Here is an 18499-nt window from a genome sequence, read left to right as displayed (position 1 = left end):
CTATGGTTTAGATTTAGGTTCTGGTTTAGATTTAGGCTCTGCTTTATCAGCTGGATGTTTGTCGTCCTCATCAAGTGCACTTTCGACTTGGTGGGTTTCAGGGCGCTTATCACTAGGATCCACTTTGCGTTCAAAGTCACCATCAAAAGTGTTGTTATCATCAAAGGGTGGCTGGCCACCTTGCTGACCAAATGGATTGCCTTGGCCGCCCATACCAGCGCCTGGACCAAAACCGCTCTGAAAGCCGCCATTGGCTTTAACTTTAAGCTGCATCCGCTTGTAGAAATAACCCGCGACAGGAATTCGAGTAAAGGGGGTTAACAAAATCAAGCCAAGAAAGTCGGTTACAAAACCGGGAATAAGCAACAGTAGCCCCGCGACCGCTAACATCATTCCCTCAACAATTTCCTGCCCTGGCGCTTCGCCACGAGCCATCTTTTGTTGTACTTGCATCAAGGTGCTAATACCTTGACTTCGCACTAACGACACGCCTACAACGGCGGTAAAAATAACCAATCCCACGGTGGTCCAACTGCCGAAGGCTTCACCCACTCGGATCAGTACAGATAGCTCCATTACAGGCACTAAAACAAAAATTATTAACAAAATAAAAAACACACTGACCTCACATTTTTTTGTGGTGATGAAAACTAAATTGGGGTTAGTCGGTCTATTTTCAAGTCGCATAGCCAACTCTCGCCTAATACAGGGTTGAATTATGACAATAAACAGGTGAATCGCTAGTGTTTCAGCTGAAATGCCTAAGCATTTGTAAGCAAAAACTACTGGTATCACTATTTTAGCAATGCCTTAATGCATGCATTAGGCAAAACACGTAAAGTACCGTTAGTGGTAATCGCAGCAACAAGCTTACCTCAATAACCTTAAAGCAGGTTTAATCTGTGCAGTGCACATTGAGCAAGCCATCAACAGGAAAGATGTGTTTAATGGACAATGAATTCTTACTGGTAATGACCACCAGCCCAGACGAAGCGTTGGCTAAATCTTTAGCTCACACGCTAGTACAGGGCAAACTTGCTGCATGTGTACAGATCTCATCCTTGATGACATCCGTATATGAATGGCAAGGTGAAATTTGTGAAGAAAAAGAGTTCTGTTTACAGATTAAGTGTCTCGCCAAGCACTACGCAGCGATTGAAACTGCAGTATTGGAACTGCATCCCTACGATGTTCCCGAGCTAATAGCAGTACCTGTAACACAGGGATTGCCAGCCTATTTTGATTGGATAAAAGAAACCACACAACCATGAAAAAAATCATTACTCTTTTTGTAGCCTCTCTGCTACTGCTTAGTCCATTAGCGTATGCCGAAAATATTTTCAATACTAATAAATTCTCCTTTTTAGACGGCGAACCAGAGCTGATGCCTGTTGATCAAGCATTTGTTTTCGACTTTAAACAGGAAGGCGATAAAGTCAAAATTAGCTGGGTTATTGCCGACGGCTACTACATGTACCGCGACAAACTCAAGTTTGAAGCTGATGGCGCAGTACTGGGCGAAATAGCGCTGCCTAAAGGTAAGTCTCACAATGATGAGTACTTTGGCGAGCAAGAAGTTTATTACTCTTATGTCGAAATGCCGGTTGCCATAAAAGAAGCGGCGGCGGGAGACACACTCAACGTCACCTTTATGGGTTGCGCCGAAGGTAAGCTCTGCTTCCCACCGACCAAGCGCACCGCAGTGCTAACCGATGTTAGTGCCAATGACGGCATACTCGATCTCCCCGGTAGCCAGGCCACTGCGGCTAGCGATACCGACGCTGCCCCAATTACACAACAAGATAGCTTAAGCCAGATGCTTGCAGGCGACAGCCTTATTTGGACCTTGGTGATCTTCTTTGGTTTGGGCATTGGACTGGCATTAACGCCGTGTGTGTTCCCGATGTATCCCATTTTGTCAGGCATCATTGTCGGCCAAGGAGAAAAGCTCTCTACCGCTAAAGCCTTTGGCTTGTCGATGGTTTATGTCCAAGGTATGGCAATCACCTACTCGCTAGTTGGGCTTGTTGTTGCCTCCGCCGGTATGAAATATCAAGCGGCGCTGCAGCACCCTGCTGTACTGATTGTGCTGGCGATATTATTCTTCGTTTTAAGCTTATCAATGTTTGGCTTGTACGATCTTAAACTGCCATCGAAGTGGCAAGAGAAGATGAATTCAATATCGAATAGCCAAAAAGGCGGCAACGTCATTGGTGTGTTCTTGATGGGCGTTATCTCAGGATTGGTCGCCTCGCCTTGTACCACTGCGCCACTGTCAGGTGCACTCATTTATGTGGCACAAACTGGCGATCTACTACAAGGCTTCTTAGCACTATATGTGTTGAGCATGGGCATGGGCATACCGCTGCTTATTATTGGTACCTCTGGCGGAAAAATCCTACCAAGAGCCGGGCGCTGGATGGATATCATCAAGACCATTTTTGGTTTCCTACTGATTGCGGTCTCTATCGTCATGCTAGGGCGAATTTGGCCAGACTTTATCTCCGATGTCTTATGGTCACTTTGGGGCGTTGTTTTTGTCGGTTACCTAATGCATCAAAATAAGCTAACGGAATTTAGCTGGAAACAAACCACCCGAGCAGTACTACTGTTGCTTATTTTCCTTGGGAGTTTCTCCTATGGTATGCAAGCTGTTATGAATCATTTTGGCTTTACGTCTCATGCCAACGCTAACCTAACTTCAGCGCAGCAAAGCCATACATTTAAGCGTATTAAGTCGCTTGAAGATCTCGACAGTGAGATTGCAGCTGCTTCAGCACAAGGCAAAACAGTGATGTTAGATCTCTACGCTGACTGGTGTGTTGCTTGTAAGGAATTTGAGGCTATCACCTTCAAAGATACTGCAGTAATGGCACGTATGGACAAGATGGTACTGCTACAAGCTGACGTCACTAAAAGCGATGATATCGATGTTGCCCTACTAGAGTATTACGACGTTTTAGGCTTACCAACATTGCTCATGTTCGATGAAAGCGGCGCCATAAGAGACGACTTAAGAGTCACTGGTTTTATGCGCCCTAAAGCTTTCGCAGAACATCTAGATCATCTTGTGAAGTAATCGTGATGCACGGGTGATTTAGTCACCTACGGCACAAGCTTAAGCCTCTGTATTGAAATGCCCTTCATTTGTGCATTCGACAGAGGCTTTTTTATATCCATAATTTGCATTTCAATTTTTACTTACCCCATTACCCCCTTGCATTTAGCAGTAAAACAACACTGATAACTCGCAATAAAATAATTGTTAAATTTCAGTCCGATGTCATAAAGTTCTAGTACAATGATGCATTAATATACCCTTTTGCAAGGAGCACCATGGAACCCGCGATACTCATTATCACCTTAGCCTGCGGCATGTTAGTTAGCCGTGTGGGACTGCCCCCATTGATCGGCTATTTAGTAGCGGGATTTGTGTTGTTTCTGTTTGGGATTGAAGAATCCAGCCTACCCATGTTAGAACAATTGGCTAACTTGGGCGTCACCCTACTCTTGTTTGCCATTGGCCTTAAACTGGATATTCGCAGTTTATTTAAAGTAGAAGTTTGGGCTGGCTCCAGCCTGCACCTGCTTGGCTCCATGCTATTTTTCATTCCACTGTTAAAACTCTTAGGATTATTGGGCTTAGAGCAGCTAACAGGTCTTGGACTCAACCAGCTCGGGTTGTTGGCATTTGCCTTGAGTTTTTCGAGTACCATTCTTGCAGTAAAAATCTTAGAAGATAAAGGTGATATGGAATCCCTTTATGGACGCGTTGCGATTGGTATCTTGATTATGCAAGATATCTTTGCCGTGGCTTTTTTAACAATTTCTAAAGGAGATATCCCCTCATATTGGGCGCTAGGCTTGTTGTTACTTCCCTTAGCAAGACCGCTAATTTACAAGTTATTTGACCGCGTTGGCCACGGTGAACTGCTGGTTCTTTTCGGCTTAGTCATGGCGTTAGTGCTGGGCGCATGGTTATTTGAAATAGTCGGTCTAAAGCCAGATCTCGGCGCGCTGGTTATTGGTATTCTATTGGCGGGACACCCAAAGTCATCAGAGCTGGCAAAATCACTGTTTTACTTTAAAGAACTCTTCTTAGTCGCCTTTTTCCTTACCGTGGGTCTCAATGGTCTCCCCTCCTTCTCAGATATCGGCTTAGCGGCGATATTGGTACTCGTGGTACCGATAAAAATCATGTTATTCCTCTATCTGTTAACGCACTTTAAATTGCGTTCACGCACCTCGCTACTAACCTCCTTTAGCCTAGGTAATTACAGTGAGTTTGGCTTAATTGTTGCTGCTGTCGCCACCTCAAAAGGCTGGTTGCCATCGCAATGGATGGTCATTTTGGCCGTTGCGTTAAGTTTTAGTTTTTTGTTTTCTGCACCGCTAAATATTGCTGCTAATCGACTTTATCAAAAATACCAACGTCGATTACAACGACTAGAGAAACACCCGTTACATCCAGAAGACCGTCCTATCCTCGTAGGTAATCCAAGATTTCTTATTCTAGGCATGGGCCGAATTGGTTCCGGTGCATATGACGAGTTAAGAGTGCAATATGAGGGTGAAATCCTTGGCATTGAACACAAGCAAGAGTTGGTCGACTTTCACCACCAACAAGGGCGTAATGTGGTTCAAGGGGATGCCTCTGATACCGACTTTTGGGAGAAACTGGATAAAGCCCCGAATCTAGAACTAGTGCTATTGGCGATGCCGCACCACGTAGGTAACCTATTTGCCGTTGAGCAGCTTAAGCGCTTAGATTACCAAGGTAAACTGAGTGCTATCGTGCAGTATAAAGAAGATGCTGATGTCCTGAGTGCATCAGGTGTGCACAGTGTTTATAACCTATACGAAGCGGCGGGTGCGGGTTTTGTTGATCATGTGGTCAAAGAGTTGCTCAGCCCTCAGGGCGCAGCACCTGATCACCCCGAAGCTGTGAATCATCCTCGAAGTGACCGTTAACTCACCTTTACAGGCTAATAAAGTATACCGCTAGATATATTGTATACATTATTCCCGCTATCACGTATGTTGTTTGGCACAATAAAAATAATGCCAAACAACATACGATGCCAACCAAAAATAACAATCAAGCGTTTATAGCCTCAACTCGTCAGCCAAGCACACAATATTTTTACGCTAAGTTGATTGGGTTAATGATGCTAAGCCTAGTGAGCCCATTCTCACAAGCTCAAGCTGAGCGATGGCAAGACCACCTTGTTTTCGAACAAAACAAACAAGCTCCCCACGCCAGTTTTTTTGCTTATTCATCAATCTCAAAAGCACTCGATGATGATTACAAAGCCAGTAGTAACTTCCTCGATCTTAATGGCCGTTGGCAATTTCATTACGCCAAGAACCCCTTCTCAACCCCCGTGGATTTTGCACAAATAAACGCTAACCTAGAGGATTGGCAAAGCATTCTGGTGCCGGGTAATTGGGAAACTCAAGGCTTTGGTCACGCCATCTACTTAGATGAGCGTTACCCTTTTACTACCACTTGGCCAGATGCTCCCGAAGAGCATAACCCGACAGGCAGCTACCGACGTCAATTTGAGCTGCCTAAGGCTTGGCAACACAAACAGGTATTCTTGCATATTGGTGCTGCACGTTCGGCATTAAGTGCGCATATTAATGGCGTTGAAGTCGGGTATAGCCAAGGTGCTAAAACCCCAGCTGAATTTGATCTTACCCCCTACCTTCAGCAGGGTGACAATCTCATTGCGCTGCAAATAATACGCTGGAGCGATGCCAGCTACCTTGAAAGCCAAGACATGTTACGCGTCAGTGGCATTGAACGAGATGTCTATCTTTACGCCACCGAGAAACAACGTATTTCTGATATTGATGCCAGCTACACACTCAGTCCTGATCTCTCTAACGCCAATATGGCTATTAACATTAAACTTAATAACCATGCAAAAGCGGCCATAGAGGCGCAGCAGCTCAGCCTTCACTATCAACTGATTTCCCCACAAGGCATTAGCATCGAACAAGGCAATCAAGCTGTCTCAGCATTTAATGAACATCATAACCAAATTATTGATTTCAAAGTGCAGCAGCCCAACCTTTGGAGCGCCGAAACACCGGCACTCTATCAACTGCTAGTGAGCCTTAAAACGGCTGACGGACAGATCCTACAAGCAAGCAGTCAAAAAGTAGGCTTTCGCCGCGTCGAGATAAAATCAGGTCAGCTGTTAGTTAACAATAAGGCCATTACCATCCGCGGTGTCGATAGGCATGAAACTGATCCAGACCATGGCCATGTTGTCAGCCGTGCCAGCATGGAAACTGACATCCGCTTAATGAAGCAAAATAATATTAATGCTGTGCGCTCCAGCCACTATCCTAACGACCCTTATTGGCTCAACTTAACCGACAAATATGGGCTGTATGTCATTGATGAAGCCAATATCGAATCTCACCCTCTGGCGATTGATGAGAGCACGCAGCTAGGTAATGACATGAACTGGCTACCCGCCCATAAAGCACGGGTAAAGCGCATGGTCGAACGAGATAAGAACCATGCTTCGATTATCATCTGGTCTTTGGGCAACGAAGCCGGCGAAGGCACTTTATTCGCAGCACTATACGATTGGGTGAAACAGCGCGATCCGAGTCGTCCAGTGCAATATGAGCCCGCGGGACAACATGCCTATACCGATATTGTCGCCCCTATGTATCCGTCCATTGAACGGCTGACAAAATATGCCAAGGAACATACAGATCGCCCGCTGATAATGATCGAATATGCTCATGCTATGGGTAATTCAGTGGGTAATCTACAGGACTATTGGGATGTGATTGAACGCTACCCGCAGCTACAAGGCGGCTTTATTTGGGACTGGGTTGATCAGTCTTTGGCGTTCAGCAACAAAAACGGCCAGCGTTATTGGGCTTATGGCAAAGATTATCATCCTGATATGCCAACCGATGGTAATTTTCTCAATAATGGTCTGGTGGATCCCGATCGCAATCCACACCCGCACCTCAGTGAAGTCAAAAAGGTCTACCAACCACTGCGTTTCAATCAATTTGTAGCCGCGACGAAGACAATGAGCTTCGAGCTCGAAAATCGCTATGACTTTATAGACACTCAAGGGCTGCGTTTAAAATGGACTGTTGAGCAAGATGGTAGTGAGTTTAGCAGCGGCGTAATGGCGGTGCCTATGGTTAAAGCGGGGCAATCTAAACTCGTCACTTTGCCCATTGACCGCTCGCGCTTCAATAAACAGCATGAATACCTTGTGTTATTAGAGGTACTCGTTGATAAGCCACAACCCATGCTGCCCACCGACCATCGCATCGCTTTTGCCCAATTTTCACTGCAACAAGCAACCACTAAGGCGCAAACCTTAGCTCAAGTCATCACTGAACATGACCAATTTTGGCAATTAGGCAGCAATGAGACACGCTATTTAATCTCCAAAAAAACCGGTTGGCTCACCGATATTAAGCAAAATAGCCAATCGCAATTAACCGCGCCATTAATGGCTAACTTTTGGCGCGCCCCTACTGACAACGACTTAGGTAACCAAATGCCTAAGTGGGCTGGCGCATGGCAAGATGCCGCTCAAGAGCTGATACTGATTTCGATTAAACGCAGTGATCCATACAGCATTGAGGTGATACAGCAGCATCCTTCGCTCGATTTCACACTGAGTACCCGCTACCAAATCAGCACTGATAAACAGCTGCTAGTACAGAGCAAATTCATTCCAGGCGATATTGAGCTTGCCGATCTACCGCGCTTTGGCTTTCAAACACAGTTGCCTTTCAGTCAGCGCTTTATGCATTACTTTGGCCGTGGTCCTGAAGAGACCTATGCCGATAGAAAGTCAGGCAACCCTGTGAGTTGGTTTGCTCTGCCCATTGATAACACCTTTCACCGCTATTCTCGCCCCCAAGAAACGGGCCAAAGAACCGACGTACGCTATGTGGCGGTAACGGATGCTAACGGTAATGGCTTGCTGGCAAAAGCGAGTTACTCAAGCAAAACATTACAAACCAGTCTGTGGCCTTTTGCCCAAGCTGATATCGACTTTAGACAAGGCGATGCCTCAGGTTCAGCATCAGGACTGGTGCCCGTAACCGCTAACCATGGCGCAGAGATCCCTATTCGGGATTTTGTCACTTGGAATATTGATTATAAGCAGATGGGCGTAGGTGGGGACACGTCATGGGGCAGGCAAGTTCATCAGCCTTATCGCATTAAGGCCCAGCCGATGCAGTTCAATTTTAGTATTGAGCCTGTGGCTGCTAACAGTGACATTCAACACCAAGCAAGAACAAAACCTTAATCACAGGGAATAATTCGAACCTAAAGTCAGTTATTAATTGGACCTAGGGTGAAGATATTGATAATAAAGGATAGACATGGAACAAGTTATTCAGCTGGTCATATTTTTGGGGTTAACAGCATTAGTCGGCCTAATCACTTATCTGAAGTGCCGTAAAATAGTGCGGAGTAGCAGCGACAGTAAAGACTACTTTCTTGCTGGCGGCGGCTTAAGCTGGTTCGTCGTGGCTGGCTCACTCATGATGACCAATATCAGTGCCGAGCAGATTGTGGGCATGAATGGCGCACAAACGCTATTGATTGCCTGGTGGGAAATTTCCGCAGCAATTGGCTTAATCATTCTCGCTAAGTGGCTGATCCCCATCTACTACAAATACAACTGCACCACTACGACCGAGTTACTTGAGCGTAAGTACAATGACAAAGGGATCCGCGCAATGGTCTCTGTGCTGTTTATGCTTGGCTATGCCTTTATCTTGCTTCCTGTGGTGCTTTATACCGGTTCACTGTTTATGAAGTCTATGTTTGGCTTATCCATTTCAGTCATCGCTCTAGCCATTATTTTTGCCATTGTGGGAGCCATCTATGCCATTTTCGGCGGGCTACGCGCGATTGCGATATCCGATAGTTTAAATGGCATTGGCTTGATACTCATGGGTATTGTGGTGTCTTATCTCGCATTAAACGCCGTCAACTGGGATCTCTCTGGTGTCCCCATTGAGCGACTGACACTGATCGGTGATAACCAATCTGATATTCCATGGCATACCTTGCTGACCGGCATGATCTTTATTCAAATATTCTATTGGGGTACCAATATGGTGATCACCCAGCGGGCATTAGCGGCAAAGTCTGTCGAAGAAGCCCAAAAAGGCCTCTATGCAGCCGTCGTGATGAAACTGATCATTCCAATTATCGTCGTGTTACCCGGCATTGTGGCTTACAAACTATACGGAGACGTAGGTGATGTGGCCTACGGTAGATTAGTCGGCGATATACTACCAAGTTGGATGTCTGGCGCATTTGCCGCCGTAATGGCAGGTGCGGTATTGAGCTCATTCAATTCATGTTTGAACTCAGCAGCCGCATTGTATACCTGCGACATCCACCAAAATTATATCAACCCAAACGCTAATGTGAAAAAAATTGGGACTCGGGTTGCTCTCGTCTTTACCCTAATATCGGTGGCATTGGTGCCTGTATTTGCAGAATCTAAGAGCATTATCTCTTTGCTGCAACAGCTTAATGGCTTGTACTCCATGCCAGTGTTGGCGGCATTTATCTGTGCGCTGGTGTTTAAGAATGTCAGTGCCAAGGCGATTAAAGTCGGTTTAGTATTTGGGGTGTTGGTTTATGCGGTGTTTACCTTTATTTGGAGCCCATTCCACTTTATCCACATGATGGCCATCACTCTCGTTGTCACTATTTCAATGACACTGTTTTTAAGTCGATTTGTGTTCTCAGCGCAAACAGACATCACTCCGCTGACGGCTAACTCATAGGCAAAAAGAATCGCAGGGGCTGTGCATTACTGCCCCTGTTAAAAACATAATATAAAGGATTAGTGAGATGTTTGATCGTGATGACCACCCCCACAGACGTTTTAACCCGCTAACCGAGCAGTGGGTATTGGTTTCCCCACATCGAGCAAAACGTCCTTGGCAAGGACAAAGGGAATCAACCACGGTGGCAACCACCAGCAAATACGATTCTGAATGCTATCTTTGCCCTGGAAACAAAAGAATAAGTGGTGAACAAAATCCAGAATATAGCTCACCGTTTGTATTTACGAACGATTTTGCAGCGCTCACATCAGATACGCCCCCCGCACAGCAAGATGATCCACTTTTTACTTTGCAATCTGTGACTGGCACCAGTCGGGTTATCTGCTTCTCTGCCGATCATAGTCAAACTCTGCCTAAGCTTTCTATTGCACAACTTAGCGCAGTATTTGAATGCCTCGCCAAGGAAGTCAGTGAGCTAGGCAAACACTATCCTTGGGTGCAAGCATTTGAAAATAAAGGCGCAGCCATGGGGTGCTCCAATCCGCATCCCCATGGCCAAATATGGGCGGTAAGCAAGTTGCCTAACGAGGCCGTCACAGAATCACGCACTCAATTAGCCTATTATCAAAACCACCAACGTCCAATGTTACTCGACTATGCCAACAAAGAAATCGTCAACGCGGAGCGTGTAGTCATAAGTAATGATGACTGGCTAGTGGTGGTGCCTTGGTGGGCGGTTTGGCCATTTGAAACTCTGATTCTACCGCGTTTTGAGGTGTCTCACTTAGACAAGATAACGACCCGTCAACAAGGTTCCTTAGCGGCCATAATGAAGTCGTTAATGACACGGTACGACAACTTATTCAACACCAGTTTCCCCTACTCCATGGGCTGGCATGGAGCCCCATTTGACCAACAGATTCATCCTGAATGGCAGTTGCATGGACATATATACCCTCCTCTATTGCGCAGTGCCGATGTAAAGAAATTTATGGTGGGTTACGAGATGCTAGCTGAAAGCCAGCGAGACCTAACGCCTGAACAAGCCGCAAGCCTCCTAAGAGCTCAGTCCGAAGTTCACTATGAAAATCAATAAAAACTCAGTTACATATCAGGTAAAGTCGTGATATAAAGCTGATGAAGTGTAAATAAACATTACAGCTCACGGGCAGAGTAATGCAGTAAATGGTTTATTCACTTTCAATAGCAAGTAACTTTATATCGCCACAAAGACCGCTAGGCTCAAACAGCTTGTTAAGCATTAAACGGTTATTAATAAGCTAAAGCAGATATTGCTTTCAACAGAATGACAACTTTCGGAAAAGTAAACCATGTCCAATCCAGCTCAACGAGCCAATAAACTTTTTGTACAAACGTTCGGCACCTTAGCTGATACGCTCTATTTTGCTCCCGGAAGAGTCAATTTAATAGGCGAACATACCGATTACAATGACGGTTTTGTGTTGCCAGCAGCGATAAACTTTCACACCATCATTGCTATAAAACGTCGTGAAGATAGTCAATTTCGCGCAGTTTCTGATGCCTTTCCTGGCGAGATGAAAGAGTGGACCTTCGGAGAAGAGGGTAATAGACCAGAATCACCTGAATGGGCCGATTACCTTAAAGGCTTTAGCTCGGCTATGGCAATATCAGGCCTCGCAACCAAAGGGATGGACTTAGCGATTGTGAGTAACGTGCCTCTCGGTGCTGGCCTCTCCTCTTCTGCCGCGCTAGAGATTGCTTTTGGGACAGCGATTAATGACGCTAACCAAATACAACTGTCACCTCTGGCCATTGCCCAATTGGCTCAGCGTGGTGAAAATCACTACGTGGGTTGTGCATGCGGCATCATGGATCAAATGATCAGTGCGCTTGGTCAGCAAGATCACGCATTATTAATCGATTGCCTTGATCTCGATAGCGAGGCTGTCAGTATCCCCGAAAATTTAAGTCTGATTATTATCAACTCTAATGTTAAACGGGGTCTGGTTGAGTCGGAGTACAACCTGCGCCGTGAACAATGTGAACAAGTGGCAGCACACTTCCAACTAGACTCGCTACGTCACCTTGAACTCGCCGACCTTGAAGCGGCAAAAGACCAGCTCAGCGATGCCAATTACCGACGTGCTAAACATGTCATTACCGAGAACCGTCGTACTCAAAATGCCGCGTGGGCGCTAGAGTCCGGTAATATTTCGCAGTTAAGCACATTAATGGCCGAGTCACATATCTCTATGCGTGATGATTTTGAAATCACCGTACCTGAAATTGATTTTCTGGTTGAGATAGTATCGAGTGTCATCGGCGAAAAAGGCGGTGTACGTATGACTGGCGGCGGTTTTGGTGGCTGTGTCGTCGCCTTGGTCGATCATGAATTGACCGATGCTGTCGTCGAAATCGTTGAACAACAATATTTGGATAAAACAGGCATAGAAGCCACTATCTATTTATGTTCAGCATCTGATGGTGCTAAGCGACTCGATAACTAACAGGCTAACGAGCTCAACAATTAGCACAGTAATTAGGCGCTAACCGCTGGCGAGATTGATACGTATAAATCTCGCTAAATCAGAATATTAACCGCAACATAGCACGCTGTAATACTTCGTTTTTAACAAGGATGAACCATGGTACGCTTTCGCCCTCTAGACCCTTGGAGCGATCCTCGCGGGGGCCAAATTGAACGGGTTATCATTGACAACGGCACCCTCGCGTTAGAGGTTATGAGCTTAGGCGGCATCATTCGCTCATTGTGGACCCCAGACCGAGATGGCGAGCGCGGCAATATCGTTTTAGGTTGTGACTCGGTCAGTGACTATTTAGCGCAAGATGCACATCTAGGCGCTATTGCAGGGCGCTATGCCAACCGCATTGCCCACGGTCAATTCTCAGCAGATGGACAGCAATATCAACTTGATATCAATCAAGCGAGCAATTGTCTACATGGTGGTAAAGAGGGTTTTAATCGTAAACACTGGCATTTAGGCCAACTGCCGGATGGGGTTCGCTTAAGCTTGGTGAGTCCCGATGGCGACATGGGTTTTCCCGGCAAGTGCACTGTTCAATTAGACTATCGCCTTGTGGGAAATAATCTCTACATAGAGATGCTAGCAAGTACCGATAAAACCTGTCCAATAAGCCTCACACAGCATAGTTACTTTAACTTAGACGGCAGCAACAGCAGTTTACAACACGCTCTGCAAGTAGACTCAAACCTGTATCTGGCGATGAATGATGTTGGTGTACCCACTCAAATTTGTGAAACCGTCAATAGTGCCCTCGATCTGCATCAAGCCACACTGTTACAGTCGTTTATAGGTGCAGAAGCGTTTACTGCCACCTCAGGGATTGATCATTGTTACTTATTACCCCAAACCGAACCGCAGCTGCAAAGATTTGGCCGTTTGAGTTCAGTAGGAAGTGGCCGTGGTATGACCCTCTACACTAACCAGCCGAGCGTTCAGGTCTACGGCGCTAACTTTTTGCAGGGTACGATAGGAAAAAACCAACAACGGTTATCGCAATATCAAGCCGTATGTTTAGAGCCTCAACAAATACCAGATGCGCCTAACCAACCCGAAATCGCAGGTGACGGCTTAACGAGACCAGGCGAAATTTATCATCATATCAGCCGTTATCAATTTGATAGCGAAGCTTAAGAAATATCGCTAAAGTGCTGTTTCTCGTTAGGCGTATGATGTTAGTCATCCAAATCATCATTTGACCAACCACGATCAAAATCTTCGTCATTAGTTGATTCAGTCTCTAACTCTGCTTCTGGCTCAATAATGGGTTCAAGTTTTGGTTTTTTAGTCACGCTTGCCTTAGGATTATTCGCTTCTACCCAGCCCGAATGCTTCTCCATAAATGCTTCTCGAGCAACATTCCACGCAGCTCCGTAATTGGCTTCCGCGGTCGCTAATGCCGCAGCCGATAGCTCATGCAAATGAGGTTTAACAATCCCTTCCTCATACTCAATAATAGCGTCACGCGTCGTGTTATAAAAGTAGACTCTACCCGCCGGAGCCTCGGGAAATTGTGTGTCATAAATGACGACTGTATTACCACGTGAGGTGATCAGTTCACCGTACCAAACTGGTTTTTTTGATGAATTATACATCGATGCCAATGCCCTTGAATCAACACATACCCAAAAGATATAAAGTAAATATTGCTTTCATTTACTTCGGTTTACTCAATGACATACCACTGAGGTGTTAGCCTTATGTTTACCGTTACTGTCTATATTTCAGTAGTAGAACTTATAGGTTTATCATCAATAATTTGAAAAACATTTCATGCTTTTTATTGCTATAATCGAATTTAGTTCAAAGCCGTCGTTATTCAAGTTTTTATCAGAGAATAAATTGTAATAATGCGATTAAAAATAAAAAATAACTTTATATCAGTAGCTTAACCATAACCTCGAAATGGTATATTTAAGTTGATCCGAGAGAGCATAGTGCTCTGATAACATGACAGAATGATGTTAGGCGGAAAACCTGTCACTAAATTCAACCTCAGTGTGAAACGCTTTATCCCCTCTCAAGCAGAGCATCTAGCGCCATGTAAATTAGACCTCGTTAATTTACCTGCGTCTTAAGCTTTTATTTGCTAGACTGCAAAATAATTTTTCATACAAAAGTGCTACAGATATTATTTTGAAGCTTAAATTAATAACCATTTTGTGTTTGAGCTTTCCTGTCCAAGCAGAACAGATTGTTATCGCGTCAGATATCTGGTGCCCCTATATCTGCACGGACAATTCGGGATATTTAGTCGAGCTCACTCAGCAAGCATTTTTAACGGTGGGAGTTACGGCTAAGTTTGAGACCATTCCATTCAAAAGAGCCTTACGGCTCGCACAAAGGAATAGAATTCATGCCGTGCTGGCAGTCACGTCAGAGTCTATTAAGCGCTGTAAATTACAAACTTCCAATATAGTATTAGGCCAGAATACTAATGATTTTTACGTGCATACTTCCAATAACTGGCAATATTCAACATTGGCTGATCTTGAGGAGAAAGCGGTCGCCAGTATTTTAGGATATGACTATGGTGACGAATTAAATCAATACCTAGAACAAAGTCCCATCACTTTTCATGCTTCAGGTGAATCACCATTAAATACCAATTTAAACCTGCTCAAAAAAGATCGCGTCGATGTGTTGTTGGGAAACCGCTATGTGATAGAGCACACTGCGCAGATATTTGGCTACTCGAAGGATATTAAGTTTGCCGGTAGTGAAGGGCATTATACGCCTCTCTATGTTGGATTTAGTCATAAAGATCTTGAGAAAAACTACCAAAATAAGTTTGCCGAAGGGATAGAAAACATCAAGCAATCTGGCCAATATCAAGCCATCTTAGAAAAATACCATATCAAGCCTTGGTAACCTAGAAACGCCATATGCTCATAAAAAATCGAACTGTTAGACTCTGTTTTATCTATTAAAATTATTATTTAAAAGATTTTTCACCCATGCATTGGATCAATTCAGTGTGGGTCACATCACCTGCTGCTTTACCATGAGACAAGTTACGCTCGCGATCATATTGACCACTACCAAGTGTGAGCAATCGCCGCTGATGTTATTGAAGGCATACTGGGTTTCGTAAATATCAACACAAAAACCTGAAGTTGTTCGAGGTGACTTCTTTATTTTTTATAATTTACTTTTTTCAACTAACGACTCACTCATCGTTAAAGTTAACAGCAATAAAAAAAGCGGCCCGGAGACCGCCAAAAAACAAGTTAACTAATGATTAGTTAGAAAGTCGCAACGATAGGGTCTGAACACAAGCTACTGCCAGCCTCACAAACCTTGTACTCAACTGATGCTGCAGCATCGCTGAAACGATCGCGGTAACGACCGTCATTTGCGGTTGTTGCAATGGCATTGCCATCACGATAGATCACCACTGACTCACCAGATGCGCCATCCCATGTTAAGTCAACTAATGCACTGCCACGACGAGATAACTTAGCTCTTGCCACTCCAGCAGTAATGCTATGCTCAAACACTTCGACACTCATGGTCGCAGAATCACTGTTGCCTTCTGCATCTGTAACGATCATCGATACAGTGTAAGTACCCGCGGTATCATAGGCATGAACAGGGCTTATATCTGTTGATGTTCCAGTATCGCCAAAGTCCCAGCTATAGCTGACAATATCGTCATTCATATCTGAGCTTGCGTTTGCAAAGGTGACATCTAAACCATCAATGGCATAACTAAAGTCTGCCACTGGCGCCTGCGGCGCTGCCTCACCAATACCAGAGATCACCATTCCCCAGTTATTTAAGGTACCAGTATCGGATCCAACGTTATCATTAACCGCTAATGTCCACGTACCTGTCGCCATTTCTCCATTAAAAGCACTTAAGTCCCAGCTCTTAACGATGTCATCAGCATTACCACCTTCACGGTTATGCAACACAACTTCGGTTCCCGCTGGTGAAGTTAATGTCACGGCTAAATCACCAATCCAAGTATGAGAAATATCAACGTCTGCATTCACCCCAAAGACTTGCACATCATCAGTAATCACAATCGTGCTCACCAGACCTGTAAGATCATTATCTGGAATGGCTGCTGACTCATCATTTACGTAAGTGAAGTCCTGAATACCTTGTGGTAATACCGTCAGTGATACTGCTTTACTCTTCACTGTACTGCCATCGTCACCCGATACTGTAATGGTGTAATCTCCCCATAACGCATCAGCAACCGTGGCAACATCAACGGTAAAGCTATCACCTGTCATTACGCTATTGCTTGAAAGTGACACTCCTGCCAAAGCCGGACTCACATCTACTGTCAATGCAACGGTACCATCCCAACCCGCGACACTGCCCACGCTAAAGTCAAAGCTTGCTGCACTGCCAGCTTCAACAGTTTGTGCCGTAGGAGAAACACTAAAGCGATAGCTTGGTTCTGGATCGGCAAGATCAAGCGCATTTGCTACGTTTAATCGTGTTCCTGCAACGGTTTTTCCCGTCAATCCTGCATTCACATCGCCAGAATCCATTAGCAGCTGCTTCATCTCTAACGGGGTCAAGTCAGGATTAATAGACCAAACTAATGCCGCTGCTCCCGTCATATGAGGGGTAGCCATCGAAGTACCAGAATAAGTCGAATAGGTATTACCCGGTGTTGTAGATAAAATAGCGGAACCAGGCGCTCCCATATCTACACTCGTCAAACCCCATTGTGAGAAGCCTGACATATTGTCATTTCGATCAGTACTGGCAATTGACATCACAACATCAGAATCATAGCTGGATGGATAATGCGGACTAGCATCGTTATCGACAGCATCGTTACCCGCTGCAGCAAAGAACAATATCCCTGCATCACCAGCAGCTTCGATAGAGTCTTTTACTGCTTGGCTAAACCCGCCGCCTCCCCATGAGTTGTTTGTCGCCTTGATATCAACCCCATGGTTTAACTTAAGATCTGTCATATAGTCGATACATGCTATGGCATTTGCTGTAGAACCTGAGCCACTAGCATCGAGGAACTGACAACCTATAATGCTGACATCCCAGTTCACTCCCACAACACCAACACCGTTGTTCCCCTTCGCTCCGATAGTACCTGATACGTGAGTACCATGACCGTTACCATCCATCGGATCCCCACTGTTGTTAACAGCACTAAAACCGTGAATATCATCGACAACACCATTACCATCATCATCAATGCCATTACCGGCTATTTCATTAGGGTTAGTCCACATATTGGCTTGTAAATCAGGGTGGTTATAATCAACACCCGTATCAATAACACCCACGACAATATTGGTATCACCAGTCGTGATGTCCCAAGCTTCTACTGCATCAATATCGGCATCAGCGGTTCCGCCATCTTGCCCTGCGTTATTAAGTCCCCAAAGTGAAACAAAATCAGGATCATCAGGCGTGCCAATCGCTTTTAATACATAGTTTGGCTCTGCATACTTTACCGCGGGATGACGACTAATCACTTTGATTGCTTTCGCAACATCTGAGCCTGATCGCAGTGAAAGACGAGCCAATTTGCCGCCAAGTAAGTTTGAAAAACGATCGTCAACGCCATCGGCATTCATATCGCGAACAGAGCCTCGTACTAATCGCTGTGCTGAAGCACGTTCGTTCATCGTAGTGTTATCTTTATAAACAACAATAAGTGAATCTTTCACTATTTCATGCTGTGCAGGTACTTTTGCATAAACCGGTGCCGATGATACGGCAATAATGCCTGCGATTGCCGAAGCAAGTGGTGTCAGTTTCTTAAACATATAACAGTCTTCCTATTAATCCTTTAAATTTCCCCGAACCGGTACTGCAAATGCTCTGAGTGCCATCCATAGCCACATAAAATACTGACCGCCGATAACACTTTGCGCATATCCGGAAATTATTAACGTAAGGATTGTTGCCATAGCCGGTCTGTTTTTAAAAGAGCCCACCCGTCCTTTAACACTTAACTACTAATCCCAAGGCATTAGCATTCTCTTCTACATAAGTAGAATAAAGGGATAAACACTCTATTTTTCAACAGACAATTACCAAAATCGACAAATTTAAATGCCGCTGGCCTACGTTGAATAAATAGACCTTTTTCTGATTGCTGCAAAAAATCAGCACTGTAGCTTGAGTCACTTATCTGGCGAGAGCTGTCATATACAGTCCCTTACCAG

At 44.9% G+C, this 18499-nt stretch carries 12 protein-coding genes; 9 read left to right on the top strand and 3 right to left on the bottom strand.

The window, feature by feature from the left end:
• Entirely contained in the window at positions 1-618 is a 618-nt protein-coding gene (locus L2729_RS05225; RefSeq protein WP_248987459.1) for an FxsA family protein, read from the bottom strand.
• 329 nt (positions 619-947) lie between these two features.
• On the opposite strand from L2729_RS05225, the gene cutA reads away from it, so the two are divergent.
• From cutA to L2729_RS05185, 8 genes are all read left to right on the top strand, one after another.
• On the top strand, positions 948-1271 hold the full coding sequence (cutA, locus tag L2729_RS05220; RefSeq protein WP_101092422.1) for a divalent-cation tolerance protein CutA: 324 nt from the start codon (positions 948-950) through the stop codon (positions 1269-1271).
• A complete protein-coding gene (locus L2729_RS05215) occupies positions 1268-3079 on the top strand; it encodes a protein-disulfide reductase DsbD (protein WP_248987302.1) in 1812 nt (603 codons plus the stop codon). The genes cutA and L2729_RS05215 overlap by 4 nt, the downstream gene beginning before the upstream one ends.
• 257 nt (positions 3080-3336) lie before the next feature.
• Positions 3337-4971, top strand: coding sequence for a cation:proton antiporter family protein (locus tag L2729_RS05210; RefSeq protein WP_248987301.1), 1635 nt, complete (start codon positions 3337-3339; stop codon positions 4969-4971).
• Positions 4972-5078: 107 nt separating this feature from the next.
• Positions 5079-8309 carry a glycoside hydrolase family 2 TIM barrel-domain containing protein gene (locus L2729_RS05205; RefSeq protein WP_248987300.1) on the top strand — a complete coding sequence of 1077 codons (3231 nt, stop codon included), beginning with the start codon at positions 5079-5081 and terminating at the stop codon, positions 8307-8309.
• 76 nt (positions 8310-8385) lie between these two features.
• Positions 8386-9810 (top strand): solute:sodium symporter family transporter, encoded by a 1425-nt coding sequence (locus L2729_RS05200; protein ID WP_248987299.1) that lies wholly within the window; start codon positions 8386-8388, stop codon positions 9808-9810.
• 67 nt (positions 9811-9877) lie between these two features.
• Positions 9878-10909, top strand: coding sequence for a UDP-glucose--hexose-1-phosphate uridylyltransferase (locus tag L2729_RS05195; RefSeq protein WP_248987298.1), 1032 nt, complete (start codon positions 9878-9880; stop codon positions 10907-10909).
• 235 nt (positions 10910-11144) lie between these two features.
• Positions 11145-12302 (top strand): galactokinase, encoded by a 1158-nt coding sequence (galK, locus tag L2729_RS05190; protein WP_248987297.1) that lies wholly within the window; start codon positions 11145-11147, stop codon positions 12300-12302.
• Positions 12303-12440: 138 nt separating this feature from the next.
• The gene (locus tag L2729_RS05185; protein WP_248987296.1) at positions 12441-13472 is read left to right on the top strand and encodes an aldose epimerase family protein; all 1032 of its coding nucleotides are present in this window, start codon (positions 12441-12443) and stop codon (positions 13470-13472) included.
• Positions 13473-13513: 41 nt separating this feature from the next.
• Here the strand turns inward: L2729_RS05185 and L2729_RS05180 are convergent, their stop codons facing one another.
• Positions 13514-13933: a hypothetical protein gene (locus tag L2729_RS05180; protein ID WP_248987295.1), complete on the bottom strand. Its 420-nt coding sequence runs from the start codon at positions 13931-13933 to the stop codon at positions 13514-13516.
• Positions 13934-14474: 541 nt separating this feature from the next.
• On the opposite strand from L2729_RS05180, the gene L2729_RS05175 reads away from it, so the two are divergent.
• Positions 14475-15209: a substrate-binding periplasmic protein gene (locus L2729_RS05175; RefSeq protein WP_248987294.1), complete on the top strand. Its 735-nt coding sequence runs from the start codon at positions 14475-14477 to the stop codon at positions 15207-15209.
• 374 nt (positions 15210-15583) lie between these two features.
• Here the strand turns inward: L2729_RS05175 and L2729_RS05170 are convergent, their stop codons facing one another.
• Positions 15584-18097, bottom strand: a complete 2514-nt coding sequence (locus L2729_RS05170) for a S8 family serine peptidase (RefSeq protein WP_248987293.1) — start codon at positions 18095-18097, stop codon at positions 15584-15586.
• Positions 18098-18499 lie beyond the last annotated feature (402 nt).

Origin of the sequence: Shewanella gelidimarina, from assembly GCF_023283945.1 — a bacterium.
Classification (GTDB): Bacteria; Pseudomonadota; Gammaproteobacteria; order Enterobacterales; family Shewanellaceae; genus Shewanella; species Shewanella gelidimarina.
This window is presented reverse-complemented; position numbering and strand designations above follow the sequence as displayed.

Bases quoted from the DNA above. Each gene is read 5' to 3' on its own strand.
- cutA (WP_101092422.1), top strand. From the start codon at position 948: ATGGACAATGAATTCTTACTGGTAATGACCACCAGCCCAGACGAAGCG.
- L2729_RS05215 (WP_248987302.1), top strand. From the start codon at position 1,268: ATGAAAAAAATCATTACTCTTTTTGTAGCCTCTCTGCTACTGCTTAGT.
- L2729_RS05210 (WP_248987301.1), top strand. From the start codon at position 3,337: ATGGAACCCGCGATACTCATTATCACCTTAGCCTGCGGCATGTTAGTT.
- L2729_RS05205 (WP_248987300.1), top strand. From the start codon at position 5,079: ATGCCAACCAAAAATAACAATCAAGCGTTTATAGCCTCAACTCGTCAG.
- L2729_RS05200 (WP_248987299.1), top strand. From the start codon at position 8,386: ATGGAACAAGTTATTCAGCTGGTCATATTTTTGGGGTTAACAGCATTA.
- L2729_RS05195 (WP_248987298.1), top strand. From the start codon at position 9,878: ATGTTTGATCGTGATGACCACCCCCACAGACGTTTTAACCCGCTAACC.
- galK (WP_248987297.1), top strand. From the start codon at position 11,145: ATGTCCAATCCAGCTCAACGAGCCAATAAACTTTTTGTACAAACGTTC.
- L2729_RS05185 (WP_248987296.1), top strand. From the start codon at position 12,441: ATGGTACGCTTTCGCCCTCTAGACCCTTGGAGCGATCCTCGCGGGGGC.
- L2729_RS05180 (WP_248987295.1), bottom strand. From the start codon at position 13,933: ATGTATAATTCATCAAAAAAACCAGTTTGGTACGGTGAACTGATCACC.
- L2729_RS05170 (WP_248987293.1), bottom strand. From the start codon at position 18,097: ATGTTTAAGAAACTGACACCACTTGCTTCGGCAATCGCAGGCATTATT.